This is a genomic window from Pseudomonas sp. 21, from assembly GCF_000955805.1.
In the GTDB taxonomy this organism is placed as follows: Bacteria; Pseudomonadota; Gammaproteobacteria; order Pseudomonadales; family Pseudomonadaceae; genus Pseudomonas.
Map to the genome: position 1 here is coordinate 412301 of NZ_JYOA01000001.1, position 26257 is coordinate 438557.

Genomic DNA, 26257 nt, shown 5'->3' on the forward strand with positions numbered 1-26257 from the left:
CATGGCCCGCTCCTACCGATGGGCACCGAACACATTGCCAGCCCCACAAGAAAAACGGCGCCCGAAGGCGCCGTTTTTCATGAGGCATCAGCCGATCAGAGCGCCGACCAGCCGTCCATCTGACCGCCCAGGTCGGCGGAGTGCTCGGACAGCAGCGCCGCGTAGCCGCTGATGTGCTCGTGGGAGAGCTCCATCACCGGGTAGGCCAGGACCTGCCAGGGCAGCTTGTCGTTGCCGTCGTACTCGGAGTACGCCACCTTCTGCCCGTTCTGCAGCAGCATGATGGCGAAGTCCAGGGCGGACTGCTCGTCCGGGAAGATCACCGCGAACTCCACCTCATGCTCGAGGGAGAGGTCTTCGCCGTCTTCCTGCAGGGCCCACAGGGCATCGCCGATTTCGTCTTCCGGGAAAAGCTGCTTGTCGCGGCTCATGTCACTGCTCCAGTTCGATTTACAAAATGCCCGTTTTGGGCACGCCCGCGCAGGATACCCGTCCTGCATGACAGATGCCGGAAAATCTCGCCGGCAGCATCGCCTTTGGTGATGTTCACCATCACGGTGTTTCACTTCCGCCCTCGCCCGCCCGGCGCGACGATGCCTCCATCGGGCCTGCGCCCTCCCACATCGAGCCTGCGACCATGCACAGCACCGAGGCGGCATACCGCATCACCTACATCACCCTGGACGAGGTGCAGTTGCACTTCGAGACCCAGATCGCCGTACCCGACGAGGAAGGCGGCCTGGCCCTGCACAGCGCCGCCACCCTGCCCGAAGAACGCCGGGTGCTGCGCGAGCTAATCTGCGAAGGGCACGAACAGCAGGCCCTGGTCGCCTGATCTCGGGAAAGTTTAGACCCTGCCAAGCAAATGCCCCGCTCGTGCGGGGCATTTGTGTTACCAGCCGGGCATCACGCCTGTAGCTGATTGCCGATCGGCAAGGTGCGGACGCGCTTGCCGGTCGCCGCGAACAGCGCGTTGGCCAGCGCCGGCGCCAGCGGCGGCACGCCGGGCTCACCGACACCGGTCGGCGGCTCGGCCGATGGCACGATGTGCACCTCGACCACCGGCATCTCGTTGATGCGCAGCACCTGGAAGTCGTGGAAGTTGGACTGGTCGACCTTGCCGTCGGTCAGCGTGATGGCGCTGTGCAGCGCCGCGGACAGGGCAAAGCCGATACCGCCTTCCATCTGCGCCTTGATCACGTCCGGGTTGATCGCCAGGCCGCAATCCACCGCGCAGACCACGCGGTCCACCTTGAAGCTCTTGTCGGCCTTGTAGGTCACTTCCACCACCTGGGCGACGAAGCTGCCGAACGACTCGTGCACGGCGATACCACGGCCACGCTGCTCGCCGTCCTTGCCCTTCTCCAGCGGCGCCAGCCAGTTGGCGCGCTGCGCCACCAGCTCCAGCGCACCACGGTGACGCGGGTGTTTCTCCAGCAGCTTGCGGCGGAACTCGTACGGGTCCTGCTTGGCAGCGATGGCCGCTTCGTCGATCAGCGTTTCGGTGGAGAACGCGGTGTGGGTATGGCCCACCGAGCGCCACCACTGGGTCGGCACGGTAACGTTCTCCGTCAGCGCCTGTTCGACGCGCAGGTTGGGCACGGCGTAAGGCAGGTCGGCGGCGCCCTCGACGGCAATCTTGTCGACGCCGTCCTTGACCATGAACTTCTCGAACGGCGTGCCGACGATGAAGGATTGCCCCACCAGCCGCTGCTCCCAGCCCACCAGGTTGCCCTGGGCGTCCACCGCCAACCGCGCGCGGTGCAGGAAGGCCGGACGGTAGTAGCCGGCGCGAGTGTCGTCCTCGCGGGTCCAGACCATCTTGATCGGCACCTTCACGCCCTGCTCGCGGGCGGCCTTGGCGATGGCGACCGCTTCCAGCACGTAGTCCGAATGCGGATTGGCGCGGCGGCCGAAGCTGCCGCCGGCGTACAGCTGGGTGATGCTCACCTGCTCGGGCTGCAGGCCCAGCAATTGCGCCACCGACATCTGGTCGCCGGTCTGCCACTGCTCGCCGTTCCAGATCTGGCAGCCGTCTTCCTTGAGGAAGACCACGCAGTTCAGCGGCTCCATGGCGGCATGGGCGAGGTAGGGGAACTGGTATTCCGCCTCGATCAGGTGCGCCGGTTTCTCCAGCGCCTTGGCGACATCGCCGTCGTTGCGCGCCACCAGGCCCGGCTTGCTGGCCATGTCACGGTACTGGGCGAAGATTTCCTTGCTGCCCATCTTGAACGCCTTGCTCTCGTCCCATTCGACTTGCAATGCATCGCGGCCCTGGCGCGCCGCCCAGGTGTTCTTCGCCAGCACGGCAACACCGGCGAAACGGCGCTCGCTCCCCGGAAACTGCACCACGTCGACTACGCCGGGCACGGCCTTGGCCTTGCTGGCATCGACCTTGGCCGGCACGCCGCCGAAGCGCGGCGGGTGGGCGACTACCGCCACCAGCATGTCCGGCAGGTGCACGTCCTGGGTGAACTGCGCGGTGCCGTCGGTCTTGGACGGGCTGTCCTTGCGCGGCAGCGACACCTGGCCGATCAGCTTGAAGTCCTTCGGCTCCTTGAGTTTCACATCCGCCGGCACCGGCTGCTTCGCCGCCGCCTCGGCCAATTCGCCGAAGCTTGCCTTGCGCCCGGACGGACCATGGCTGACCACACCGTTCTGCACCTGGATCTGCTCGGCGGGCACCTTCCACTGCTCCGCCGCCGCGCCGACCAGCATGGCGCGGGCGCTGGCGCCGGCCTTGCGCATCTGCTCGAAGGAGTTGGCCATGGCGTTGCTGCCACCGGTGCCCTGCAGGTTGCCGAAGGCCAAGTTGGCGTAGCGCTTGGCGTCAGCCGGTGCGCCTTCGACCTGCACATGGCTCCAGTCGGCGTCCAGCTCCTCGGCCACCAGCGTGGCCAGGCCGGTGTAGCTGCCCTGGCCCATTTCCACATGCTTGGCGATCACGGTGACGGTGCCGTCCGGGGCGATACGAACGAAGGCATTCGCTTCGAAATCACTGGCCGCCTGGACATCGCCCAGCTTGCCCAGCAGCGGTGCGAAGTAGATGCCCAGGGCCAAGCCGCCGGCGCCGCGCAGGAAGCTGCGGCGACTGACATTGAGGATGCTGCCGGCCTCGGCCGGCAGTTGGTCGATACGGGGTTCGAGCATGGTGTCGGTCCTCAGGCCAGGGTCTGGGCGGCGTCGTGGATGGCCGCGCGGATCCGCGCATAGGTGGCGCAGCGGCAGATGTTGCCGCTCATGGCAGCGTCGATGTCGGCGTCGCTGGGCTTCTTGTTCGAGGCCAGCAGCGCGGTGGCCGACATGATCTGCCCGGACTGGCAGTAGCCGCACTGCACCACGTCGAGCTTGCGCCAGGCGTCCTGCACGGCCTTGCCCGCAGCCTGCTCGGCCACCGCTTCGATGGTGGTGATCTTCTTGCCGGCCACCGCCGCCAGCGGGGTGACGCAGGAGCGCGTGGGCTGGCCGTCGATGTGCACGGTGCAGGCGCCGCACAGCGCCATGCCGCAGCCGTACTTGGTGCCGGTCAGCCCGGCGACGTCACGAATGGCCCAGAGCAGCGGCATCTCACCGGGGGCGTCGAGCTGGTGGTCCTTGCCGTTCAGGTTCACGGTAATCATCAGGAAATTCACCTCTTTCACTGGGTGATAAAAAGCAGGGTCTTGAAATGGAGCGAAGCGCAATGGCTCCGACACGCAATGGATTCAGCCTAGGCGCAGGGGCCGGCCGGTGCCGCGACGATACGCGAGGAAGGCGCCGAGCGGTTTGCCTGGTTCTCCGTAGGCTTGCCTGATACTGCAAAGGGTGTAGCGGCGTATAGGCGGCTCTATTCCGTGGTACTGCAACCGACAGGTACAGCTCTGGGATGGCCTAGCGCTGGCGGTGAGCTATCGCGGACGGAGTCCGCGATCGGCTTCAGGCCACACCGCACAAAAACGAAGGTTCGCGAGCAAGCTCGCTCCTACAGGGATACCGGGATTCCCGCGCACAAAAAAGCCACTCCGAAGAGTGGCTTTCTCGCCTCACGGATGGCGGATCACTCCGGCATCTTCATCACTACGCGGCCGCCGCCCGGGCAGGTTTCCATGTAGTAGTTGGCGTCGTGGTACTGGGCGAAGTCGAACACCCGGTCGATGCTCGGCTTGAGCAACTGGTCGGCGGTCATCTGGTTGATCGCGGTCAGCGCCCGTTGCACGGCTTCGTCGTTGCGGGTCAGGCCGATCTCCGGTTGCCCGGTGAAGTCCAGCACGCAGTGACGGTAGAACTGCAGGTGCTTCTTGAACGCGGCGCAGGCCGGGAAGGCTGCGTCGTTGCCGCCGTTGATGCCGTAGAGGATCAGCTTGCCGCGCGGAGCCGCCACGTCGCCCAGCAGTTTCATCTGCGGGCCGGCGCACTGGTCGAGGACGATCTCCACGCCTTCACCCTTGGTGAAGCGCTCGACTTCCAGCACCAGGTCCTGCTCCTCGGTGTAGATGATCTTGTCCGCCCCCAGGCCCTTGAGGAACTCACGGGTTTCCTCGTGGCTGGTGGTAGCGATCACCTGGGCGCCCAGCGCCTTGGCCAGTTGCACCGCCTGCGGGGCGAGGCAATGACCGGCCTCGGTGATCAGCACGCGCTGGCCGGGCTTGATCTGCGCCAACTCCACCAGGGCGAAGTAGGAATACAGCAGGCCGGTGTAGTGCACGGCGGCTTCGACCGGGGTCAGCACCTCGGGATAACGGGTCAGCGAGGTGCGCGGCACGATGACGTGGTCGCCCCAGGCCGGGTACAGGTTCGGCGAGTTCGCCGGAAAACTGGCCACCGCCACGCCGGGCTCGAGGTCTTCAACCCCCTCGCCCACGGCTTCGACGATGCCGGAGAGTTCGTAACCGATGCCCGCCGGCAGCTTGGCCTGATCCGGGGCGAGGTTCTGCCGCCAGAGCACATCGCGCCAACTGACGCCCAGTGCCTGGGTACGGACCAGCACTTCACCCGGCCCCGGCTGCGGGGTCGGCATTTCCTCGATCTTCAGGACCGAGGCGTCACCGAACTGGTGGAAACGGATCATGCGGGACATCACATACCTCGCCTTAGTAGTGCTCATAGCCACGGACTCTATCCGGGCTTTAGGGGTGACGCCACCGTTCACCATTGATAATTGACATAAACGCCGATGATTCGGCCCGCGTTGAAAGCCTTGTCCGGCGCGGCTGCAAGGCTCTGCGACGGGGCTGCGGGAGGGGCCGCGGCGGCTCTGTTCATACAGAGTCTGACCACACTGCCGGGGCGAGATTCTCATTAAAAAAGTGGAAATTGATCAAGGACTTATCTGACAGACTTGACTCAGGACACGCTCGGCCCCACTTTTCCCCCATCGCCAGGGAGTCCCTATGAACCGCAACGACCTACGCAAGGTTGATCTCAACCTGTTGATCGTTTTTGAGACGCTGATGCATGAGCGCAGCGTGACCCGCGCCGCCGAGAAGCTGTTCCTCGGCCAGCCGGCGATCAGTGCGGCCCTGGCGCGACTGCGCGGTCTGTTCGACGATCCGCTGTTCGTCCGCACCGGGCGCAGCATGGAACCCACCGCGCGGGCGCAGGAAATCTTCGGCCACCTCTCGCCGGCGCTGGACTCCATCTCCACCGCCCTGAGCCGCGCCGCCGACTTCGACCCGGCCACCAGCAAGGCGGTGTTCCGCATCGGCCTGTCCGATGACGTGGAGTTCGGCCTGCTGCCGCCGCTGCTGCGCCGCCTGCGCTCCGAGGCGCCGGGCATCACCCTGGTGGTGCGCCGCGCCAACTACCTGCTGATGCCACAGCTGCTGTCCTCCGGGGAAATCTCCGTGGGCGTGAGCTACACCGACGAGCTGCCGGCCAACGCCAAGCGCAAGACCCTGCGCCGCAGCACCTGGAAAATCCTGCGCGCCGACTCGATTCCCGGCGCACTGACCCTCGATGACTACTGCGCGCGCCCGCACGCGCTGGTGTCCTACGCCGGCGACCTGGACGGTTTCGTCGACCAGACCCTCGCCGAGATGGACCGCAAGCGCCAGGTGGTGCTGGCCGTGCCGCAGTTCGTCGGCCTCGCCCAGTTGCTGGCCGGCACCGACATCATCGCCACCGTGCCCGAGTACGTGGCCCTGGCACTCACCGCCGCCGGCGGCCTGCGCGCCGAGGAGCCGCCCTTCCCCACCCGTCTGGCCGAGTTGTCCATGGTCTGGCGCGGCGCCCAGGACCAGGACCCGGCCGAGCGCTGGCTGCGCTCGCGGATCACCATGTTCGTGGGTGACCCCGACAGCCTGTGACGGTCGACGCCGGATTCAACCTGTAGGAGCGCGCCATGCGCGCAATCGCGGGTATGGCCCGTTCCTACAGGTGGACATTGACGTCAGGCGGTTCGCGAGCAAGCTCGCTCCTACGAAAAGCCGCTCCGGCTTTTGAAGACTTCCAGAGAAATATCCGCGCGCTCCGAACGGCCCCGTTCAACGAGGGAATTTTTCGCCTAAGCGAAAAACCAGATGTCCGGGGCAAGACCTTTGCCTACTTTGGGTGGGGCGGCCATCCGTCGTTTGCCAAAGTAGGTCGCCCGAGGGGGCGAAACAGGAAGCCCGCGCGCACGCCGAGGCGGCGCAGAAATACACGACCACAAGCAATATCATCGCGGAAAAGTCCGCATGGACATGGGGTACAGCGCGCTCACGGCAATCCCCGTGCCCACTCCTTCTATCTATTCCTGCGCATAGTGCAAAAGCATTTATCACTGCGCGTGATAATCAAAATCTGCTCGTTCGATTAGTGCCCGAGCGCCCCCTTGCGCAGACTCCGCTCCATCAGAAATCCCAAAACCAATTAGATCGCCGGAGTCTTTTCCATGGAGCGAAATCTGAACACCTTGCGTATTCCGTTGGCGTTGGCCGCCGTGCTGGTTCTCAGCGCCTGCGGCAAGGGCCAGGAGGCGGCACAGAACATGGCCGCCCCCAAGGTCAGCGTGGCGGACGTCATCGAACAACCGATCAACGAATGGGACGAGTTCACCGGCCGCCTGGAGGCTCCGGAGTCCGTCGAACTGCGTCCGCGCGTCTCCGGCTACATCGACCGCGTCGCCTTCCGCGAAGGCGCGCTGGTGAAGAAAGGCGACCTGCTGTTCCAGATCGACCCGCGGCCGTTCCAGGCCGAGGTCCATCGCCTGGAAGCCCAGCTGCAACAGGCCCGCGCCAACCAGACCCGTACCGTCAACGAGGCGTCGCGCGGTGATCGCCTGCGCGCCACCAACGCGATTTCCGCGGAACTCGCCGACGCCCGCACCGCCGCCGCCACCGAGGCGAAAGCCGTGGTCGCCGCGACCCAGGCGGAGCTGGACAACGCCCGCCTGAACCTGTCGTTCACCCAGGTCACCGCGCCCATCGACGGCCGCGTCTCGCGCGCCGAAGTCACCGCCGGCAACCTGGTGAACAGCGGCCAGAGCGTGCTGACCACCCTGGTCTCCACCGACAAGGTCTACGCCTACTTCGACGCCGACGAGCGCGTCTACCTGAAGTACGTCGACCTCGCCCGCAAGGGCGGCCCGGACGCCCGCGGCACCAGCCCGGTGTACCTGGGCCTGACCGGCGAAGACGGCTTCCCTCACCAGGGTCGCCTGGACTTCCTGGACAACCAGGTCAACCCGAAGACCGGCACCATCCGTGGCCGCGCCGTGTTCGACAACGACGCCAACCAGTTCACCCCCGGCCTGTACGCCCGCATCAAGCTGGTCGGCAGCGGCACCTACCCCGCCGCGCTGATCAAGGACGAAGCGGTCGGCACCGACCTGGGCAAGAAGTTCGTGCTGGTACTCGACAAGGACAGCAAGGTGCAATACCGCGGCATCGAGCTGGGCCCGAAACTCGAAGGCCTGCGCATCGTTCGCAACGGTCTGGTGAAGGGTGACCGCATCGTGGTCAACGGCCTGCAACGGGTTCGCCCGGGCGCCCAGGTCGATGCCCAGGGTGTCGAGATGGCCAGCAAGGAAACCCTCGCCAACCTCGAAAACCAGCGTCGTGCGCTGGAGAGCTTCGAGGCGCCGAAGGTGGCCGAGAAATCCGCCAAGCCGGGCGCGCCGCGCGGCTGACCCGTAACCCGTAATCCCTGAACCGCTCTACCAGGCCCTGTCCCACCAGGGCCTTGGGTGACCTTTGTCCCGGGTTTGGCGAACCGCAGCGTTCGCGACAGGAACCAGCCATGAACTTTTCGCAATTCTTCATCCAGCGGCCGATCTTCGCCGCCGTGCTTTCGCTGATCATCCTGATCGGCGGGGCCATCTCGCTGTTCCAGCTACCGATCAGCGAATACCCCGAAGTGGTGCCGCCCACCGTGGTGGTGCGCGCCAACTTCCCCGGCGCCAACCCCAAGGTGATCGGCGAGACCGTCGCCGCGCCGCTGGAACAGGCCATCACCGGCGTCGAGAACATGCTCTACATGTCCTCGCAGTCCACCGCCGACGGCAAGATGACCCTGACCATCACCTTCGCCCTGGGCACCGACCTGGACAACGCGCAGGTGCAGGTGCAGAACCGCGTGACCCGCACGCAGCCCAAGCTGCCCGAGGAAGTCACCCGCATCGGCATCACCGTCGACAAGGCTTCGCCCGACCTGACCATGGTCGTGCACCTGACCTCGCCGGATAACCGCTACGACATGCTCTACCTGTCCAACTACGCCATCCTCAACATCAAGGATGAGCTGGCGCGCCTGGACGGTGTGGGCGACGTGCAGCTGTTCGGCATGGGCGACTATTCCCTGCGCGTCTGGCTGGACCCGAACAAGGTCGCCTCGCGCAACCTGACCGCCACCGACGTGGTCGCCGCGATCCGCGAACAGAACCGCCAGGTGGCCGCCGGCTCCCTCGGCGCCCCGCCCTCGCCGAGCGACACCAGCTTCCAGCTGTCGATCAACACCCAGGGTCGCCTGGTCACCGAGGAAGAGTTCGAGAACATCATCATCCGCAGCGGCCCGGACGGCGAGATCACCCGCCTGAAGGACATCGCCCGCGTCGAACTCGGCTCCAGCCAGTACGCCCTGCGTTCGCTGCTGGACAACCAGCCGGCGGTCGCCATCCCGATCTTCCAGCGTCCCGGCTCCAACGCCATCGCCATCTCCAACCTGGTGCGCGAGAAGATGGCCGAGCTGAAGAAGGACTTCCCCCAGGGCGTGGACTACTCCATCGTCTATGACCCGACCATCTTCGTTCGCGGCTCCATCGAAGCGGTGGTGCACACCCTGTTCGAAGCCCTGATCCTGGTGGTGCTGGTGGTCGTGCTGTTCCTGCAGACCTGGCGCGCCTCGATCATCCCGCTGGCCGCCGTGCCGGTGTCGCTGATCGGCACCTTCGCGGTGATGCACGCCTTCGGCTTCTCGCTCAACGCGCTGTCGTTGTTCGGCCTGGTACTGGCCATCGGCATCGTGGTGGACGACGCCATCGTGGTGGTGGAGAACGTCGAGCGGAACATCGGGCTGGGCCTCACGCCCATCGAGGCGACCAAGCGCGCCATGAAGGAAGTGACCGGGCCGATCATCGCCACCGCACTGGTGCTGTGCGCCGTGTTCATCCCCACCGCGTTCATCTCCGGCCTCACCGGGCAGTTCTACCGGCAGTTCGCCTTGACCATCGCGATATCGACGGTGATCTCCGCGTTCAACTCGCTGACCCTGTCGCCGGCGCTGTCCGCCGTGCTGCTCAAGGGGCACCACGAGCCGAAGGACCGCTTCTCGGTGCTGCTGGACAAGCTGCTCGGCGGCTGGCTGTTCCGTCCGTTCAACCGCTTCTTCGACCGCGCCAGCCATGGCTACGTCGGCACCGTCACCCGCGTGCTGCGCGGCAGCTCCATCGCGCTGCTGCTGTATGCGGGCCTGATCGGCCTGACCTACCTGGGCTTCTCCAGCACCCCGACCGGCTTCGTGCCGCAACAGGACAAGCAGTACCTGGTGGCCTTCGCGCAACTGCCCGACGCCGCCACGCTGGACCGCACCGAAGCGGTGATCAAGCGCATGTCGGAAATCGCCGGCAAGCACCCGGGCATCGAGCACACCGTGTCCTTCCCCGGCCTGTCGATCAACGGCTTCACCAACAGCCCCAACAGCGGCATCGTCTTCACCCCGCTGAAGGACTTCAGCGAGCGCAAGGGGCCGGGCATGTCGGCCAACGAGATCGCCGCCGAACTGAACAAGCAGTTCGCCGATATCCAGGACGCCTACATCGCGATCTTCCCGCCGCCGCCGGTACAGGGGCTGGGGACCATCGGTGGCTTCCGCCTGCAGATCGAGGACCGTGGCAACGCCGGTTACGAGGAGCTCTACGCACAGACCCAGAACATCCTCAACAAGGCCCGCGCGCTGCCGGAGCTGAACCCCATGTCGGTGTTCACCAGCTACCAGGTGAACGTGCCGCAGGTGGACGCTGCCATCGACCGCGAGAAGGCCAAGACCCACGGCGTGGCGATCAGCGACATCTTCGACACCCTGCAGGTCTACCTGGGCTCGCTGTACGCGAACGACTTCAACCGCTTCGGCCGCACCTACCAGGTGAACGTCCAGGGCGAGCAGCAGTTCCGTCTCGAACCCGAGCAGATCGGCCAGCTGAAGGTGCGCAACAACCTGGGTGAAATGGTCCCGCTGGCCACCTTCATCAAGATCAGCGACACCGCCGGCCCCGACCGCGTGATGCACTACAACGGCTTCATCACCGCCGAGATCAACGGCGCCGCCGCACCGGGCTACAGCTCCGGCCAGGCCGAGGCCGCCATCGAGCGCCTGCTCAAGCAGGAGCTGCCCAATGGCATGACCTACGAATGGACCGAGCTGACCTACCAGCAGATCCTCGCCGGCAACTCCGCGATCTATGTGTTCCCGCTCTGCGTGCTGCTCGCCTTCCTGGTGCTGGCCGCGCTGTATGAAAGCTGGGGCCTGCCGCTGGCGGTGATCCTGATCGTGCCGATGACCCTGCTGTCGGCCATCGCGGGTGTGATCCTGTCCGGTGGCGACAACAACATCTTCACCCAGATCGGCCTGATCGTGCTGGTGGGCCTGGCGTGCAAGAACGCGATCCTGATCGTCGAGTTCGCCAAGGATAAACAGGACGAAGGCATGGACCGCCTGAGCGCGGTGCTGGAAGCCTGCCGCCTGCGCCTGCGGCCGATCCTGATGACCTCCATCGCCTTCATCATGGGCGTGGTGCCCCTGGTGCTGTCGTCCGGTGCCGGCGCCGAAATGCGCCATGCCATGGGTGTCGCAGTGTTCTCCGGGATGCTCGGCGTGACCTTCTTCGGCCTGCTGCTGACCCCGGTCTTCTATGTGCTGATCCGCCGCTTCATGGAAGCCCGTGAAGCGAAGAAGCAGGCGCGTGCTGCCCTGAGCCACACGAACCATAACGAGGCCCATCAGGCATGAGCGTCATGACCATCAATGCTGTGAGCAAGAGTGCCGTGAAACTGTTCGTCCCCTCCCTGCTCGCGCTGGCCCTCAGCGCGTGCATGGTCGGCCCCGACTACCAGAAGCCGGACACTGCGCCGGCCCAACTGGACAGCAATGCCCAGGCGAAGAACTACGACCGCAGCCGTTACGAAGACGCCTGGTGGAAACAGTTCGACGACCCGGTGCTGACCCAGCTGGTCGAGCAGTCGCTCAAGGAAAACCGCGAGCTGCGCGTGGCCTATGCCCGCGTACTGGCTTCGCGGGCGATCCGCGACGATGTGGCCAATGACCGTTTCCCCACGGTCACCAGCCGCGCCGAAGGCCAGGTCGGCAAGGGCCAGGTGCCCGGCCAGACCGAGGACCGGGTCAACCAGGAGCGTTATGACCTAGGCCTGGACATGATCTGGGAAGTCGACCTGTTCGGCCGCGTGCGCCGCCAGCTGGAGTCCAGCGACGCGCTGAGTGAAGCGACCGTGGCCGACCTGCAGCAGTTGCAGGTCAGCCTGATCGCCGAGCTGGCCGATGCCTACGGGCAACTGCGCGGTGCACAACTGCGCGAGAGCATCGCCAAGAGCAACCTGGACAACCAGCGCGAGTCCCGCGACCTGACCATCCAGCTGCGCGACGCCGGTGTCGGCAGCGAGCTGGACGTGCAACGCGCCGAAGCGCGCCTGGCGTCCACCGAAGCCAGCGTGCCGCAACTGCAGGCCGAGGAAGTGCGCCAGCGCAACCGCATCGCCACCCTCCTCGGCCAGCGCCCGGACGCGCTGAGCGTGGACCTGTCGCCGAAGAAACTCCCGGCCATCGCCAAGGCGTTGCCGATCGGCGATCCGAGCGAGCTGCTACGCCGCCGGCCGGACGTCGCCTCCGCCGAACGCCGCCTGGCTGCCGCGACCGCGGACGTGGGTGTGGCCACCGCCGACCTGTTCCCGAAAGTCAGCCTCGGCGGCTTCCTCGGCTACACCGCCGGCCGTGGTTCGCAGATCGGCTCGTCCGCCGCCAGCGCCTGGGGCGTCGCCCCGAGCATCACCTGGGCGGCCTTCGACCTGGGCAGCGTGCGGGCCCGCCTGCGCGCTTCCAAGGCGGACGCCGACGGCGCCCTGGCGACCTACGAGCAGCAGGTCCTGCTGGCCCTGGAAGAGTCGTCGAACGCCTTCAGCGACTACGGCAAGCGCCAGCAGCGCCTGGTCTCGCTGGTGCGCCAGTCCGAAGCCAGCCGCAACGCCGCACAGCAAGCCGGCCTGCAGTACCGCGAAGGCACCGTGGACTTCCTCAACCTGCTGGACGCCGAGCGCGAACAACTCGCCGCCGAGGACGCCCAGGCCCTGGCGGAAGTCGACGTGTACCGCGGCATCGTGGCGATCTACAAGGCCCTCGGCGGCGGCTGGCAGCCGACGCCGGCGGCCTGATCGATCCTCCCCGGTCGGGAATCTCCCGACCGTTCTGGCCCTGCGGTCTGACGCTCCGGACCGCGGGGCTTTTTTATGCCCGCCGCCAGGCAGTTCCCGCGCAGCCCGTCACTTTGTGCCGCAGGAAGGCAAGCCCAAAGGGCGCAAGTTGGAGAATCTGTCAGAAACCTAGATATCGATCAGTATTTTCCGATAGCAAACGAAAATAAGCTGAAGCTGATTCGAATTCAGAATCCACTGACATCAGGAATCAGGGAAGTCCGCTCCGTGCCCAACAACGAGGTTGAGAGATGTCCACCCCCCTCCAGCGACTCCGAGCTGTGCCAGCTCCTCCTCGGCATCAGGCGCGGCGATGTCATCCACCCTCAATTGAAGCGGCTGCTGGTGCACCTCGGATTCGCCGAACTGCGCGGCCTGCAGATTGCCCTCACGGGCAAGGGCCGGCTCCTGCTGGAGACCTGAGCTTGGGCTGAGCGCCCCGGGCCGCTATGATCCGGACCGGCTTGCCAGGGATCAAAGGAGTTCGGTCCTACTCTGGCCTAGACTCTCTATATCGGATCTTTCAGACAAGGACACGCCGTGGACGCCACTGCCCACTTCATCCCGCTGGACCCCACGTCCCTCTTCATCACCCTCGGCATCATCGTCTTCGGCATGTTCATGCTGGGCATCGGCTTCACCATCCGCCAGCGTCCGGTGGGGGTGTTCCTGATGTGGGTCGGCACGCTGAGCATGCTGTCGATCATCGCCTACCGCATCTATATCGCGACGTCGGTCTAACCGTCTCCCTCGCCTGGAAGCGATCGCGGACGGAGTCCGCTCCCACGCAGGCCTGAAACACCGGTGGGAGCGGAATCCGTCCGCGATTGGCCTCCGACAACGCTGAATTTCGCCTATTTCTCCATTGCCCGCGCATACCCCCTGGGCGAGAAACGCAACGTCACGCCCAGCATCAGCACCACCGACACCGCCAGCAGGACCCAGGAAGCCTGGAAGCTGCCGGTGCTGTCGCGCAGGGCGCCGGTGACGTAGGGCACGATGCCGGTGACGATGAAGCCGATTCCCTGCACGAAGGCCGCCAGGCGCCCGGCTGCGCCGGCGTCGGCGAGGTGGTCCAGGGTCAGCGTCAGGCTCAGGGCGAAGCAGGCGCCCAGACCGTAGCCGATCATCGCCACCCAGATGCCCGGCAGGTGCAGCGGCGCGCAGATCAGCCCGACAAAGCCGGCGAGCTGGATCAGCAGGCACAGGCACAGCCAGCCACGGCGATCCAGCGAACGGCGGATCAGCAGCGGGATGGTCAGCGCGGCGATCACCTGGAAGATGGTCATCAGGCCGATCAGCTGGCCGCTGGCCTGGGCCGTCCAGCCGAGCTGACGGTAATACACCGGCAGCCACGCCACCATGCTGGTGTAGCCGCCATTGATCAGGCCGAAGTACAGGGCCAGCAGCCAGGCGCGGCGGCTGCCGAAATAGTGCTGCACCTTCTGCCTGGGCGGCACGGCCACGGGCGTCTCGCGCGGGCGGGCGACGGACCACAGCAGCAGTCCGACGACGGCCAGCAGCAGCCAGGCGCCAAGGCCGTCCTGCCAGCGGTGGAAGTGCTCCGACACCACCGGCGCCAGCACGGCCGCGCTACCGCCGCCGGCCATCAGCGATGCCGAGTACAGGCCCATGGCGGAAGGCACCTTGTGCGGGAACCAGCGCTTGATCACGCCCGGCACGAACGCCTGGATCACCGCCACGCCGCAGCCCGCCAGCACCGCGCTGGCGATCAGGGCGAAGCCGCTGTCCAGCAGCAGCCGCCAGAAGCAGGCCGCGCCGATGGCCAGCAGGCCGAGCACCATGCCCCGGCTTTCACCCAGGCGCGGGCCGACCCACGGCAGGCCCAGGGCGAACAGGCCCATGCACAGCACGGGCAGCACGGTCAGCATCGACAGGCCCTGGAAGCCCAGGCCGGTGGCATCGTGGATATCGGCCAGCAGCGGGCCGATGGAGGTGAGGATCGGTCGCAGGTTGATGCCCAGCGCGACTATCACCAGCAGGCCGATCCAGCCGGCGTGGCTGCTCTGCTCCGCCGCTTCGCCCGGCGCCGGCAGGGTCATGCCGCGGCTCACGAGCGCTGCTCCTGCCAATGGTTGTAAAGACCCTCTTCACCGCTGGGACGCAGGACACGCAGCGGAACCGACTGCCACTGCGGCGGCTGGGTCATCTGCTGGTACACGGCGGCAGTCGACAGCCCGAACGGCTCGCCCTCGTCGTTGGAATAGGCGAAGTACGCGCCCTCCACGCCGCACAGGTGCATGGCAGCCAGGCACATGGGGCATGGGTGTCCGCTGGCGTAGATCACGCAGCCGTCCAACCGCGACATGCCCAGTACCGCCGAGGCACGGCGGATCGCCAGCAGCTCGGCGTGGGCGGTGGGGTCGAAATCCACGTGGATGGCGTTGGCGGCTCGGGCGATCACCCGGCCGTCCTTGACCAGCACGGCGCCGAACGGGCGGCCGCCGGCCTCGATGTTGTCGCGGGCCAGTTGCAGGGCCTCGCGCATGAAGACTTCGTGTGACATGGCAGTTTCCAGCGAATCGGTTCGATCAATGCGCGCCGGCAACTTCCAGCATCCTGGCGATGGTGGTCTGGTTGCGCTGGCGGGCGTGTTGCAGCGGCGTGACGCCGTCGTTGTCGGCCAGGTTCAGATTCGCCCCGGCTTCTATGAGTTGTTTCACGATGGCCTGGTGACGCGGGCCGCCGTCGCTGAGCAGGATGGCTTCGAGCAACCCGGTCCAGCCCAGCTTGTTGACGTGGTCGGGATCGACGCCGGCCTTGAGCAGGGTCGCTACCACTTCCACATGGCCGCGCTCGCAGGCCGGGATCAGCGCCGTGCCGCCATAGCGGTTGGTGCTGCGCAGGTCGGCGCCGTGGGCCAGGGTCAGCTGGAGGATATCCAGGCGCCCCGCCGCACCAGCCAGCAGGTAGGCGCTGTCGTGGATGCGGTTCTGCCGGTTGACGTCGGCGCCAGCGGCAATCAGCCGCCGCGCGACTTCCACATGGTTGCGGGCGGTGGCCAGCAGCAGCGGCGTGTTGCCCTGCCCGTCGGCCACATCCACCGGCACGCCGCGCTTGAGCAGCGCCGCGACCTCGGCTTCGTCACCTGCGCTGGCGGCACCCAGCAGGGCTTGCGCGGCGGCACGGCTGTGCACGTCTTCGGTCTGGACAGTCGGCATATCCATGGGCGCTCCTCCGTGATGGCTGTCGTGCCTCGAATCACTCTCTATCAATGAGCCGATGCAGTATGACGGAGCGATGTTCTATGCTGAAATTAAATAGAAACATGACTTTCAGTGGTAATCATGATGCTTGACCCCAACCTGCTGCGCAGCTTCGTGATGGTGGTGGACGCCGGCAACTTCACCCGCGCCGCCGAACTGCTGCACCTCACCCAGTCCACCGTCAGCCAGCAGATCCTGCGGCTGGAACAGAGCCTGGACTGCCGGCTGCTGGACCGCAGCCAGCGCCAGGTGCTGCCCACCGAACAGGGCGAACGGCTGCTGGGCTACGCGCGGCGCATCCTTGAACTGGGCTCGCAAGCGCGCGAGGCGCTGAGCAGCGAGCACAGCGAGGGCGTGCTGCGCCTGGGGATGCCGGAGGACTTCGCCGGCGAACGGATGATGCCGCTGCTGGCAGCCTTCAGCACGGAACGCCCGAGGCTGCGCCTGGAAGTCTCCAGCGGCCTCAGCCAGGAACTGCTGCGCCAGTACCGCAGCGGCGAACTGGACCTGGCGCTGGTCAAGCAATGGGGCGCGGACAGCGATTGCCTCGCCCACTGGCCCGAACCCCTGGCCTGGCAGGACAGCGCCGCCACCCCCGCCGCCGCCCGTGATCCGCTGCCATTGGTGGTGTTTCCGCTGGGTGCGCTGTATCGCCAGGAGATGATCCACGCCCTGGAAGCCAGCGGTCGGCGCTGGCGCATCAGCTACAGCAGCGCGAGCCTGGCGAGTCTTTCAGCGGCGGTGGCAGCCGGCATGGGCGTCAGCCTGCTCCCCCTGCGCGGCCGCCACGAAGGCCACCGCGTGCTGAGCGCCGAGGAAGGTTTCGCCCCCATCGAGGGACTGGAACTGGCGCTATATGCGCGCCCGGAACTGGGCAGCGCCGGGCGCAGCCTGTGCGAGCAACTGCGCGAACTGTGCGCGCAGCTCGCAGCGATTGCGCCGGAAGACTGAAGGGCTCAGGCCGGTGTACCGAGACGCTCGAGGAACTGCTCGGCCGGCACCGGCTTGCCGAGCAGGAAGCCCTGCAGCGAATCGCAGCCCAGCCGGGTGAGAAAGTTCTGCTGGCCGGAGGTTTCCACCCCTTCGGCGACGATGCGCAGATCCAGCGCCTGGCCCAGGGCGACGATGGCCGAGACGATGGCGGCGTCGTCGCTGTCCTGCTCCAGGTCGCGGACGAAGCCACGGTCGATCTTCAGTTCATTGGCCGGCAGGCGCTTGAGGTACAGCAGGCTGGAGTAGCCGGTGCCGAAGTCGTCGATGGACAGGTCCACGCCCATGTCCGACAGCTTGCCAAGGATTTCCAGGCTGGAGTCGGCATCGCGCATGGCCGTGGTCTCGGTGATTTCCAGGGTCAGGCAGCGCGCCGGCAACTGGTGGCGCTGCAGCGCGTCGGCCACCGACTGCACCAGGGCGGCATGGCAGAACTGCAGCGCCGACAGGTTCACTGCCACCCGCCAGCTTTCATGGCCCTGCAGGTACCACTCGCGCATCTGCCGGCAGGCCTCGTCGAGCACCCAGTCGCCGATGGGGATGATCAGCCCGGTGCGCTCGGCCAGGGCGATGAAGGTATCGGGCATCAGCAGGCCGCGCTGCGGATGCTGCCAGCGCAGCAGCGCCTCGGCGCCGATGGGCTCGCCGCTGGCGGCGAACTTGGGCTGGTAATGCAGGGTGAATTCGTGTCGATCCAGGGCCGCGCGCAGATCGTGCAGCAGCTGCAGGTGGTTGCGCGCGTTGGTGTTCATCGACTGCTCGAAGAAGCTGTAGCCGTTCTTGCCGTTGCCCTTGGCGTGGTACATCGCCGCGTCAGCGTTGCGCAGCAATTCGTGCTGGCTGGCGCCGTCGCCGGGATAGACCACGATGCCGATGCTGGCGGCGATGCGCAGCTCCTGCCCGGCGACCTGGAACGGCTGGGCCAGCAGGCTGATCTGCTGCCCGGCGACGGTCACCGCGTCCTCGGCTTCGGCCAGTTCGGCGAGCACCACGAACTCGTCGCCGCCAATGCGCGCCACGGTGTCTTCGCTGCGCAGGCTGTCGCGCAGGCGCTGGGCGACGGCCATGAGCAGCAGGTCGCCGACATGGTGGCCGAAGGCGTCGTTGACCGGTTTGAAGCCATCGAGGTCGAGGAACATCAGCGCGAAATGCCCGCCGCCACGCTGCACCTTGCCGATCATCTGCTCGATGCGGTCTTCCAGCAGGATGCGGTTGGGCAGGCGCGTGAGGTTGTCGTGCAGGGCGAGCTGGGTCAGTTCCTGGTTGGCCTGGGCCAGCGACGAGGTGAGCTGCGCCGTGCGCGACTCCAGGCGTGCATCCAGCACCGAGGTGAGCAGCGCGATGCCGATCACCGCCAGGGTGACGATGATGATCAGCAGCGCCAGCCAGTCGCTGTCCAGCCCGCTGGGGGACGCGCCGCAGAAGCTGCCCTCGGGGAAGCGCGCGGCCGCCATGCCCGTGTAGTGCATGCCGACTATGGCCACGCCCATGACCAGCGCCGCGCCAGCACGGGCCAGGCGTACGTAGGGCGTGTTCTGCCGCAACTTGAAGGCGATCCACAGGGCCGCGCCGGAAGCCGCTACGGCGATCAGCAGGGACAGGCCGAACAGCGTCGGGTCGTAGTCGATACCCGGCTGCATCAGCATCGCGTACATGCCCAGGTAGTGCATGCAACTGATCCCGGCGCCCATGGCCAGCGCGCCGCAGATCAGTTGCCAGAGCGGCAGCCGGTCCTGGCTGACCAGCGCCAGGGCGAAGCCCGAGCTGAGCACGGCGAGGGCGAGCGACAGCAGCGTCAGGGTGAGGTCGTAGCCCAGCGGGATGGGCAGGCTGAAGGCGAGCATGCCGATGAAGTGCATCGACCACACGCCGATGCCCATGGCCACCCCGCCACCGCCGATCCACAGCAGCACCGGCCAGCCGCGGGTGGTCGCGATGCGCCCGGCAAGATCCAGTGCCGTGTAGGACGCCAGCATGGCGACGCACAGCGAAATCAGGACGAGGGCGGGATCGTAACTACCGGCAAGCATGGGGGCTCTCTGATGCGCTCAGGCGCTGAAGGGCTCGCGCGATCCCTGCGCGCAAAAGTCCGGGATTCTATCGAAATCCCCTGCCCCGCAACTACTGGCCAGTGGCCCTGTTCGTCGCCAACTGCGCACCATCGTCCTGTTTCAGGCAGTCCCGGGCCATCCCCGCACAGCCCCGCGCCCAGCGGAAATCCCGCTCGCGCTTGCCCTGCGGGTCGTAATAGGCCAGTTGCAGGCCTTGCGCGGAGAAGGCCAGGCGCGCGAAGCCGTGCTGCTCGACGGCGAACAGCGTGCCATCGGCCGGCTCGGCCGGCCGGAGCCCGTCGAGGGTCTGGCCGCCGCCACCGGACACCAGCCAGGCCGGCTCGCCGGGGCGAACCAGCACCTCCTGGTTGTGCTCGTGGCCGGACAGGTAGAGGTCCACGCCACTGCGCTGCATCGCCGGCAGCAGTTGCTGCAGCAATGCATCGTCATCGCCGTGCTTGCCACCGCTGCTGCGCATCGCATGGTGCGCCACCACCATCTTCCACAACGGCGCAGGGCCCGGCCGGGAGAACGCTCGCTGCAGGAAGTCAGCCTGGCGCTGGCGGCCGCCGGCATCTTCATTGGTGTCCAGGAAGGCCACGCGCAACAGCGGGCGCCCGTCCAGCTCACCGAAGTCGCGGGTATAGAAAGGCGCCGGCATCTGCCAACGACCGGAGCCTGCGCGCTGGCGGGCGTAGTCCAGCTCGACGGCGGCGGAATCCGGGTAGTCGTGATTGCCCAGCACCGCATAGAACGGCACGCGGCTGAGCCAGCGCCCGTGGTAGACGCGTTCGAACTTGAGCTGCCAGGCCGGGTCGTCGATGCCGCTCAGGGTCTTGCCGTAGAAGTTGTCGCCCAGCAGCAGGACCATGTTCACCCCGCCTTCGTTCTCGGCGACACGCTCCATGCCCTCGGCCACGCGCCATTGCTGCAGGTCGCCGCTGCCCTGGTCGCCCAGCGCCAGCAGGGTGACCTGCGCGGGGTCCTGGCCCGGCAAGGGCGTGTAGGGCGGCGGCGGAACCAGCACCATGAAACCAGCCAGGCAGCCGGCCACCAGGATCAGCACGAGCAGCGCCAGCAGCAGGTAGCGGCGGCGCGGGAAGGCAGGACGAGACGCAGGCAGGCGGGCGGACATGGCAACCCTCAGGGGAATACCGGGCGAGGGATGCAGTGAAGCATCGCAAAGGTTAATTCCGCGTTAACGAAATGTCGCCTATACATGCAGGCAACAAGCCCCGCCCCGGATCCGCCATGCCCCAGCCACGCCGCCACTATCTCCTCCTGCTCGTGCTGGGCGGCCTGCTGTTCTTCTGCGCGCTGGGCAATCACCAGTTGCAGGGTTCCACCGAGCCCAGGGTGGCGGGCATAGCGATGGAAATGCACCTGGATGGCGACTGGGTGACGCCGCGCCTGAACGGCGTGCCATTCCTGGAGAAACCGCCACTGAGCCTGTGGCTGGACGTCGTCGCCCTCCGCCTGTTCGGCCCCACCACCTTTGCCGTCAGGCTGGCCTCGGCGTTCGCCGGGTTGTTCAGCGTGCTGCTGCTCTACGGCGCGCTCCGGCGCATCAGCCGGCCGGCGACGCTGGCGCTGCTCGCCGCCCTCATGCTGATGACCCTGGCAAGCTTCTGGGCCAATGCCCGCCAGGTGGGCGAAGACGCCCTGCTGACCCTGGGCGTAAGCCTGGCACTGCTGTCCTTCCTGCAGGCCTGGATCAAGCCGCCGGGACGCACGCAGGATTGGCTGGCGTTCGCCGTGGGGATCGCCATTTCCACCCTGAGCAAGGGCGTGCTGGGGCTGGCGCTGCCGGGAGTAGTGATCGGCGCCTGCCTGCTGTGGGACAGCCTGGCGCGGCGCCGGCTGGAAGTCTCCGCCTGGCTGCGACCGCTGCTGTGGACGCTGCCGGGCCTGGTGCCGTTGCTGATCTGGCTGCTGTGTCTCTACCGCGATGGCGGCAGCCCGGCCCTGCAGGAAATCCTCTGGACCAACAGCGTCGGGCGCTTCAGCGGCTCATTCAGCGATGCCGGACACTTCGAGCCCTTCTACTACTACCTGCTGCGCCTGCCCCAGGCCTTCCTGCCCTGGAACATCCTGCTTTACCTCGGCCTCTGGCACTGGCGTAAACGCCTGGCGCAAGACCGCTACCTGCTGTTCTTCGTCCTGTGGCTGGCGGCGCAGTTCGCCCTGCTCACCCTCGCCTCCAGCAAGCGCATGGTCTACCTGATGGCGCTGGCCCCGGCAGCCGCGGTGATCGCCGCCGAATACGCGCACGTCCTGCTGTCGCGCTGGCATGCCCGGGCCCCGCAAGGGATGCGCCGCGCCGCGCTGTCCCTGGCATTGCTGGTGCCCGCCTGCTACCTGGGTTACGCGATCTGGGTCGAGCCCCGCGCCGACCGGCAGGAATCCTTCCTGCCGCTGACCGAGCGGATCCGCCAGCACCAGATGGCCGGGCGCCAGGTGGCGCTGTTCCAGCCCAGCGAGCGCCTCGCCGGCGCCAGTGTGTTCTACAGCCGCAGCCTGCTGCCGGCGTTGCAGACCCGCGAGGAGCTGGCGAACTTCCTCGGCCAGCCGGACGAGCACATTGCCCTGCTGGAAAGCGAGACGGTGCCGCAGGCGCCGCTGAGCGTGCTGCAGCATTTCCGTGTGGGCGAGCGCGACTACTACTTCGTCGGCCAGCAATATCCGGGAGATTGACCCAGGGCCGCACGCGCCGGCCGGGAGCGGCTAACCTTGCTGCATCGCCACCGCCCGCACAGGAGCCGCTTCCCTTGGCGAAGCAACCCTCGATCCTCACCCTGCCGTTCCGCCGCCTGGCCAACCCCTACACCCGCTACCGCTACGCCGCCTGGATTCACTGCGTGCGCGTCGGCCTCGCGCTGCTCGCCTCGATGTTGCTGACCAGCGCGCTGAAACTGCCCCACGGTCTCTGGGCCTCGGTGACGGTACTGGTGGTGATGGGCGGGCTGGTGCACCAGGGGACGATTCGCGGCAAGTCCTACGAGCGGGTGATGGGCACCCTGGTCGGCGCAGTGCTGGGCCTGGGGGTGATCGCGATCTACGACCAGACGCGCTCGCTCACCCTCACCTACCTGGCCATGTCGGTGCTGGGCGCGGCCTCGGCCTTCTTTGCGATTCGCCGCCCGGGCTACGTCGCGCTGCTGGCGGGGATCACGATGTGCATCGTCGCCGGCCCCGGCGAGACGGGCTTTACCGAAGGGCTGTGGCGGTCGGCCAACGTGCTGATCGGCGTCGCGGTGGCCCTGCTGTTCTCGCAGATCTACCCGCTGCGGGCGGTCTACGTCTGGCGCTACCTGCTCTCGGACAACCTGCGGGCCTGCGCGCGGATGTATGGGCAGCTGTCGTCCAACCATGACTTCACCCCGGAACACTTCGCCCGCCAGCTGGAAGAACTCGACCATCGCCTGGTAGCGTCCCGTGCGCATCTGGGGCCGGTATCGAGGGAAACGGCGATGCCCTTGCGCGAGCTGGAAATCCTCCAGCGCATTCACCGCGCCATCATGGGCACCCTGGAATCGCTGATCGCCTCGCGGCAATTCGCGGCCCAGGCCGGGGAGATAGAGCCGGTGCCGGCCAGCCTCGACACGCACCGGCAGATCATCGGGCGCCTGTTGCTGCAGTCGGCACACGCCCTGAAGTTCAGCCGCACCAGCAAGCTGGTGCAGGCCTGCCAGGGCCTGGAGAATCTGCCGGCGCGACCGCACAACCTGACCGACTCGTTCGAGAAGCAAGGCTTCTACTGGCTGACCCTGCGCCTTTATGAACAGGTAGAGATGCTCTCGGAAAAACTCGCCAGCACCTCCGGACACTGGAACATCCAGAGCCGCGACCGGGCCTGAACCCGGCCGCGCTGCGGTGCTCAGGAGCCCATCAGGCGCCGAAGCCGCCGTCGATGGTCAGGCTGGCGCCGGTGATGTAGCCCGCTTCCGGACCCGCCAGGTAGGCAACGAAGGCCGCGATTTCTTCTGCACGGCCATAACGGCCGACCGCCATCAGGTCCATCAGGGACGCGGCGAAGTCGCTGTCGGCCGGGTTCATGTCGGTGTCCACCGGGCCGGGCTGCACATTGTTCACGGTAATGCCACGCGGGCCGAGGTCACGGGCCAGGCCCTTGGTCAGGCCGACGATGGCCGACTTGCTCATGGCATAGACGGCGCCGCCGCCAAAGGGCATGCGGTCGGCGTTGGTGCTGCCGATGGTGATGATGCGCCCGCCCTGCCCCATGTGCCGCGCGGCGGCCTGGGTGGCGACGAAGACGCTGCGCACGTTCACCGCCAGGGTGCGGTCGAGGTCTTCCAGGCTGAACGCTTCGACCGGGGCGATGGCCAGCACGCCGGCGTTGTTCACCAGGATGTCGATGCCGCCCAGGCGCTGGGCCGCGGTATCGATGGCCTGTTGCACGGAAGCTGCATCGCCGCTGTCGGCTTTCAGTGCCAGGGCGCGGCCGCCGGCGGCTTCGATGCTGGCGGCGAGGTCTTCGGCCTTCTGTGCCGAGCTGACGTAGGTGAAGGCCACGGCGGCGCCTTCACGGGCCAGGCGCTGCACGATGGCGGCGCCGATGCCGCGGGAGCCGCCCTGTACGAAAGCGACTTTGCCGGCGAGGGTTAGAGTGGTGGTCATTTCGTGTCTCCAGGAATCTAGTGGGGGAGTAAGTAAGTTCGACGGGGCCAGTTTCGCGCTCGCACTCCTGACCCGGTAGCCAGTAATCGCTATATTCAGTCGATACCAAACGTCCGGAATACCACCCATGGAAAGCCTGATCAGTATCGAATGCTTCGTCCGCAGCGCCGAGGCCGGCAGCTTCGCCGCCGCCGCGCGCCGCCTGGGCCTGACCCCGGCGGCGGTGAGCAAGAACGTGGCGCGGCTGGAGAACAACCTGGGCGTGCGGCTGTTCCAGCGTAGTACCCGCAGCCTGGCCCTGACCGAATCCGGCGAGCGATTTCTCGACGAAGCCGGCGGTGGCCTGGCCAGCCTGCAGAGCGCCATCGCCAACCTGGCCAGCGCCGACGGCCAGCCCAGCGGCATGTTGAAGGTGAGCATGGGGCTGGTGTTCGGCCGCGACTACATCCTGCCGCTGCTGGGAGAATTCCTCGGGCGCTACCCGGCGATCCGCCCGGACTGGCACTTCGACAACCGCCAGGTCGACCTCATCGCCGAAGGCTTCGACGCGGCCATCGGCGGCGGCTTCGAGCTGCCGCCCGGCGTGGTGGCGCGCAAGCTGAGCCCGGCGCACCTGGTACTGCTGGCGTCGCCGGCCTACCTCGACGGCCGTCCGGCGATCCGCTATCCGTCGGACCTGCCCAGCCACGACGGCATCCGCATCCGTTCGCCGCAGACCGGCCGTGTGCGGCCCTGGCCACTGACCAACCGCCAGCAGGCCCAGGCGCCGATCGCACTGAAGGAACGAATGACCTTCAGCGACCCGGAAGCCGCCTGCGTCGCCGCACTGATGGGCCTGGGCGTGACCCTGGTGAGCATGCAGCACGCCGTGCCCTACCTCGACAGCGGGCGGCTGGTGCGCGTGTTGCCGGAGTGGTACGTGGACGCCGGCAATACCGCGCTCTACTACACCGCGCAGAAATTGCTGCCGGCCAAGACGCGGGTATTCGTCGATTACGTCATCGAGCACTTTCGCAGCCAGGGCCTGGAGCGCAGGTTCAGTGCGACCTGACCAGCGACACGGCGAATCGGGCTTTTCCTGACTAGCGTCAGAAATGAAATGAATTCGCGGGGTAAACGCTTGTCGATTGTTAGCAAGCTAACGTAATTTCGAATTACTTCGATTCGGCATTCGAGATGCAAGGAGAACCTGCATGAAAAAGTACGCTCTGCTTCTGGCCATGGTGTTTTCCGTACCGGCTTTCGCTGACAGCGCGCTGTGCGACGGCAACCTGCAGCAGATCAACGACTTCCTCAAGACCGCCAGCAAGAACGCGACCGGCGTGAAGGTCAATGCGGTCCACGAGTACGTCGCCAAGGCCGAGGCGGCGAAGAAGGCCGGCAACTACGAGGAGTGCGTCAACCAGTCGAGCCAGGCGCTTCGCGTGATCAAGAAGCCCGCCAACCGGTGATCCGTACTGGAAACGAAAAAGCCCCGCCTGAGCGGGGCTTTTTCATGGGCGCAGGCTGGTGAAGGACTCAGCCGCAGGAGACCTGCTTCACCACCTGGTTGTCATCGACATCGATGTTCAGGCGCTGCGAGTTGTACTCCATGGTCACCGGCTGGTGCGGGGTGAGCACGCGGGCGACGCTGGCGCCGGCGTCACGGCGGGCTTCCTCGGTCAGGGTCGGGGTGACGACCTTGCCGACGATCGACTGCACCGCCTTGGCGTTGCAGGTGCCGGTCATGGCCGGCGCGTCGCCCGCAGCCGGCTGGGCGGCATCGGACGAGGAATCCCTGGAGCTGCAACCGGCAAGCGCGGCGACAGCGAGAAGCGACATGAGCGTCACTCGGTTGAAGGGCATGGAAGGTCTCCCTGGTTCTTCATGGAAAAAACGCGAAAGGCGCCACCTTACCAGCCCGAGGGCTGCGGCAGCGCGCTGGATGTATTGCAGGCTGATACATGCAATGCCCGTCGCAGAGCCGTACGGCGCCATTTACACAACCTTTACACCGGCGGCGTTACGATTCTTTCGAGGCCGATGTCTCATAGATACCGGGATCCTCGCCGGGTTCCTCAGGAGGTGCATCATGCTTCACCGTCTCCCCCAGATCGCCCTGCTCTGCGCTGGCCTCGCCCTCGCTGGTCAGGCTGCGGCCAACAGCAACACTGATGCCGCCGCCATCGGCGCCGTGGTCGGTGCCGTTGTCGGGGGTGCAGTGGTTGCCGGCTCGCAACCCGCGCCAGCGCCCTATTACGCTCCGCCGCCCCCGGTCGCCTATTACCCGCCGCAACCGGTGTACTACCAGCCGGCGCCGGTCTACCAGCCCGTGTATCAACCGGTGTACCAGCCGGTCTACCGCCCGGTGGTGGTGGTGCCGGGCCCGCGTTACTACGGCCCGCCCCGCTACTACGGTCCGCCGCGCTATTACGGGCCAGGCTACTACGGCCCGCCGGGGCACTACCGCCACTGGTAGTCGCTATTGCAGACAAAAGAC

24 protein-coding genes are annotated in these 26257 nt (G+C 66.7%); 13 read left to right on the forward strand and 11 right to left on the reverse strand.

The window, feature by feature from the left end; genetic code table 11:
* Positions 1 to 95: 95 nt before the first annotated feature.
* Positions 96 to 431, reverse strand: a complete 336-nt coding sequence (locus UB43_RS01765) for a ribonuclease E inhibitor RraB (RefSeq protein WP_024762270.1) — start codon at positions 429 to 431, stop codon at positions 96 to 98.
* A 206-nt stretch (positions 432 to 637) separates the two neighbouring features.
* Between UB43_RS01765 and ptrC the strand changes: the two genes are divergently transcribed.
* On the forward strand, positions 638 to 835 hold the full coding sequence (gene ptrC / locus UB43_RS01770; protein WP_045207800.1) for a type III secretion system co-regulatory protein PtrC: 198 nt from the start codon (positions 638 to 640) through the stop codon (positions 833 to 835).
* Between the two features lie 71 nt (positions 836 to 906).
* Here ptrC and UB43_RS01775 read toward each other — a convergent pair whose 3' ends face one another.
* From UB43_RS01775 to UB43_RS01785, 3 genes are all read right to left on the reverse strand, one after another.
* Positions 907 to 3150, reverse strand: coding sequence for a xanthine dehydrogenase family protein molybdopterin-binding subunit (locus UB43_RS01775; protein WP_045207803.1), 2244 nt, complete (start codon positions 3148 to 3150; stop codon positions 907 to 909).
* Positions 3151 to 3161: 11 nt separating this feature from the next.
* Positions 3162 to 3620, reverse strand: coding sequence for a (2Fe-2S)-binding protein (locus UB43_RS01780; RefSeq protein ID WP_045207805.1), 459 nt, complete (start codon positions 3618 to 3620; stop codon positions 3162 to 3164).
* 416 nt (positions 3621 to 4036) lie between these two features.
* Positions 4037 to 5056, reverse strand: coding sequence for a zinc-dependent alcohol dehydrogenase family protein (locus UB43_RS01785; RefSeq protein ID WP_045207806.1), 1020 nt, complete (start codon positions 5054 to 5056; stop codon positions 4037 to 4039).
* A 313-nt stretch (positions 5057 to 5369) separates the two neighbouring features.
* Here UB43_RS01785 and UB43_RS01790 point away from each other — a divergent pair, with 313 nt between their 5' ends.
* The 6 genes from UB43_RS01790 (at position 5370) to UB43_RS01815 (ending at position 13613) form a co-directional block, all read left to right on the forward strand.
* Positions 5370 to 6284: a LysR family transcriptional regulator gene (locus UB43_RS01790; RefSeq protein WP_017517481.1), complete on the forward strand. Its 915-nt coding sequence runs from the start codon at positions 5370 to 5372 to the stop codon at positions 6282 to 6284.
* A gap of 566 nt (positions 6285 to 6850) precedes the next feature.
* Positions 6851 to 8086, forward strand: coding sequence for a multidrug efflux RND transporter periplasmic adaptor subunit MexE (gene mexE / locus UB43_RS01795; RefSeq protein WP_045207807.1), 1236 nt, complete (start codon positions 6851 to 6853; stop codon positions 8084 to 8086).
* A 110-nt stretch (positions 8087 to 8196) separates the two neighbouring features.
* Positions 8197 to 11400, forward strand: a complete 3204-nt coding sequence (locus tag UB43_RS01800; protein WP_045207808.1) for an efflux RND transporter permease subunit — start codon at positions 8197 to 8199, stop codon at positions 11398 to 11400.
* Between the two features lie 5 nt (positions 11401 to 11405).
* Entirely contained in the window at positions 11406 to 12833 is a 1428-nt protein-coding gene (locus UB43_RS01805; RefSeq protein ID WP_045208861.1) for an efflux transporter outer membrane subunit, read from the forward strand.
* A gap of 267 nt (positions 12834 to 13100) precedes the next feature.
* A complete protein-coding gene (locus UB43_RS01810) occupies positions 13101 to 13295 on the forward strand; it encodes a hypothetical protein (RefSeq protein WP_045207809.1) in 195 nt (64 codons plus the stop codon).
* 117 nt (positions 13296 to 13412) lie between these two features.
* On the forward strand, positions 13413 to 13613 hold the full coding sequence (locus UB43_RS01815; RefSeq protein WP_045207810.1) for a hypothetical protein: 201 nt from the start codon (positions 13413 to 13415) through the stop codon (positions 13611 to 13613).
* Between the two features lie 113 nt (positions 13614 to 13726).
* Here UB43_RS01815 and UB43_RS01820 read toward each other — a convergent pair whose 3' ends face one another.
* From UB43_RS01820 to UB43_RS01830, 3 genes are read right to left on the reverse strand one after another with little or no spacing between them, the layout of a single operon-like run.
* Entirely contained in the window at positions 13727 to 14935 is a 1209-nt protein-coding gene (locus tag UB43_RS01820) for a CynX/NimT family MFS transporter (RefSeq protein WP_045208864.1), read from the reverse strand.
* 8 nt (positions 14936 to 14943) lie between these two features.
* A complete protein-coding gene (locus UB43_RS01825) occupies positions 14944 to 15399 on the reverse strand; it encodes a nucleoside deaminase (protein WP_045207811.1) in 456 nt (151 codons plus the stop codon).
* A 25-nt stretch (positions 15400 to 15424) separates the two neighbouring features.
* Positions 15425 to 16060, reverse strand: a complete 636-nt coding sequence (locus UB43_RS01830; protein ID WP_045207812.1) for an ankyrin repeat domain-containing protein — start codon at positions 16058 to 16060, stop codon at positions 15425 to 15427.
* A 123-nt stretch (positions 16061 to 16183) separates the two neighbouring features.
* Between UB43_RS01830 and UB43_RS01835 the strand changes: the two genes are divergently transcribed.
* Positions 16184 to 17050, forward strand: coding sequence for a LysR substrate-binding domain-containing protein (locus tag UB43_RS01835; protein ID WP_045208865.1), 867 nt, complete (start codon positions 16184 to 16186; stop codon positions 17048 to 17050).
* 5 nt (positions 17051 to 17055) lie between these two features.
* On the opposite strand, the gene UB43_RS01840 is transcribed toward UB43_RS01835, so the two are convergent.
* A complete protein-coding gene (locus UB43_RS01840; protein ID WP_045207814.1) occupies positions 17056 to 19119 on the reverse strand; it encodes a bifunctional diguanylate cyclase/phosphodiesterase in 2064 nt (687 codons plus the stop codon).
* A 91-nt stretch (positions 19120 to 19210) separates the two neighbouring features.
* Positions 19211 to 20275, reverse strand: coding sequence for a metallophosphoesterase (locus UB43_RS01845; RefSeq protein WP_045207816.1), 1065 nt, complete (start codon positions 20273 to 20275; stop codon positions 19211 to 19213).
* Positions 20276 to 20391: 116 nt separating this feature from the next.
* Here UB43_RS01845 and UB43_RS01850 point away from each other — a divergent pair, with 116 nt between their 5' ends.
* Both UB43_RS01850 and UB43_RS01855 read left to right on the forward strand, forming a co-directional pair.
* The gene (locus tag UB43_RS01850; RefSeq protein ID WP_045207818.1) at positions 20392 to 21834 is read left to right on the forward strand and encodes a glycosyltransferase family 39 protein; all 1443 of its coding nucleotides are present in this window, start codon (positions 20392 to 20394) and stop codon (positions 21832 to 21834) included.
* Between the two features lie 74 nt (positions 21835 to 21908).
* On the forward strand, positions 21909 to 22997 hold the full coding sequence (locus UB43_RS01855) for an FUSC family protein (protein WP_045207823.1): 1089 nt from the start codon (positions 21909 to 21911) through the stop codon (positions 22995 to 22997).
* A gap of 31 nt (positions 22998 to 23028) precedes the next feature.
* Here the strand turns inward: UB43_RS01855 and UB43_RS01860 are convergent, their stop codons facing one another.
* Complete coding sequence (locus UB43_RS01860) at positions 23029 to 23778, reverse strand: 3-oxoacyl-ACP reductase family protein (protein WP_045207826.1); 750 nt, start codon at positions 23776 to 23778, stop codon at positions 23029 to 23031.
* A 127-nt stretch (positions 23779 to 23905) separates the two neighbouring features.
* Between UB43_RS01860 and UB43_RS01865 the strand changes: the two genes are divergently transcribed.
* Both UB43_RS01865 and UB43_RS01870 read left to right on the forward strand, forming a co-directional pair.
* Positions 23906 to 24829: a LysR family transcriptional regulator gene (locus UB43_RS01865; protein ID WP_045207828.1), complete on the forward strand. Its 924-nt coding sequence runs from the start codon at positions 23906 to 23908 to the stop codon at positions 24827 to 24829.
* Between the two features lie 142 nt (positions 24830 to 24971).
* Positions 24972 to 25229 (forward strand): hypothetical protein, encoded by a 258-nt coding sequence (locus UB43_RS01870; protein ID WP_045207829.1) that lies wholly within the window; start codon positions 24972 to 24974, stop codon positions 25227 to 25229.
* A gap of 67 nt (positions 25230 to 25296) precedes the next feature.
* On the opposite strand, the gene UB43_RS01875 is transcribed toward UB43_RS01870, so the two are convergent.
* Positions 25297 to 25623, reverse strand: coding sequence for an I78 family peptidase inhibitor (locus UB43_RS01875; RefSeq protein ID WP_045207831.1), 327 nt, complete (start codon positions 25621 to 25623; stop codon positions 25297 to 25299).
* A 226-nt stretch (positions 25624 to 25849) separates the two neighbouring features.
* On the opposite strand from UB43_RS01875, the gene UB43_RS01880 reads away from it, so the two are divergent.
* Positions 25850 to 26236, forward strand: coding sequence for a hypothetical protein (locus UB43_RS01880; RefSeq protein WP_045207832.1), 387 nt, complete (start codon positions 25850 to 25852; stop codon positions 26234 to 26236).
* The last annotated feature ends 21 nt before the right edge of the window (positions 26237 to 26257 follow it).